The 1256-nt window shown below is 67.5% G+C and carries 1 protein-coding gene; it reads left to right on the top strand.

Going from position 1 to position 1256, the window contains the following annotated elements:
- Nucleotides 1–109: 109 nt before the first annotated feature.
- On the top strand, nt 110–1256 hold a 1147-nt coding region (locus tag AC1D1X_RS23695; protein WP_477699400.1), incomplete at its 3' end, for an MFS transporter.

The raw sequence follows: 1256 nt of genomic DNA, 5'->3' as shown, positions 1-1256 counted from the left end.
GCCCAACGTGGCGGCCTTTCACAACAAGACCTGGGCTTTCGAAAAGCTGCCCGAAGGCTCACCCGCGCTGTTCACGCTGAACCAGCGTGCCGCACAGGAAGCGCCCTGAATGCCCGAGGAAGCCGCAAGAACCCCCGAGCCGGTAACGGCTGAATCCCTCTCCGCCTGGGCGCCCATCAAGCGCCCCGTGTTCCGCATGCTGTGGAGCACCTGGCTGGTCGCCAACATCTGCATGTGGATGAACGATGTGGCGGCCGCCTGGATGATGACCTCGATGACCACCTCGCCCCTCTGGGTGGCGCTGGTGCAGTCGGCCTCCACGCTGCCGGTGTTTTTGCTGGGGCTGCCCAGCGGCGCACTGGCCGACATCCTGGACAGGCGCCGCTACTTCATCATGACGCAGTTCTGGGTGGCGGTGGTGGCCACGCTGCTGTGCATCGCCGTGATCTCGGATGTCATGACGCCGCCCCTGCTGCTGGCGCTGACCTTTGCCAACGGCGTGGGCCTGGCCATGCGCTGGCCGGTGTTTGCCGCCATCGTGCCCGAGCTGGTTCCCCGCGTGCAGTTGCCCGCCGCGCTGGCGCTCAACGGTGTTTCGATGAACGCCTCGCGCATCGTCGGCCCGCTCGTTGCCGGCGCTTTGATTGCCGGCGCCGGCACCGAATACGTGTTTGTGCTCAACGCCGTGCTGTCGGTCATTTCGGGCTTTGTCATCATGCGCTGGCGGCGCGACCACGCACCCAGCCCGCTGGGGCGCGAGCGCCTGGTCAGCGCCATGCGCGTCGGCCTGCAGTTTGTGAGCCAGTCGGCGCGCCTGCGTGCGGTGCTGCTGCGCGTAGCGATTTTCTTTTTTCACTCCACCGCCCTGCTGGCTTTGCTGCCGCTGGTGGCGCGCGGCCTGCACGGCGGCGACGCCGGCACCTTCACGCTGCTGCTGGCGTCCATGGGAACGGGCGCCATCATCGCGGCGCTGAACCTGGCGCGGCTGCGCCAGATGATGCCGCGCGATGTGCTGGTGATGCGCTCCACACTGCTGCAGACGGCGTCCACCGCCGCCATGGCCTTCGCGCCCAATGTGTATGTGGCCGTGCCCGCCATGCTGCTCAACGGCATGGCCTGGATCACCTGTGCCAATTCGCTCAGCGTGTCGGCCCAGCTGTCATTGCCCGACTGGGTGCGCGCGCGCGGCATGTCGATGTACCAGATGGCCATCATGGGCGCCAGCGCAGCGGGTGCGGCGCTCTGGGGCCATGTGG

It is taken from the genome of Polaromonas sp. P1_G4 (genome assembly GCF_056405475.1).
The sequence above is the reverse complement of the archived record's forward strand: the minus strand, read 5'-3'. Positions and strand labels throughout refer to the sequence as shown.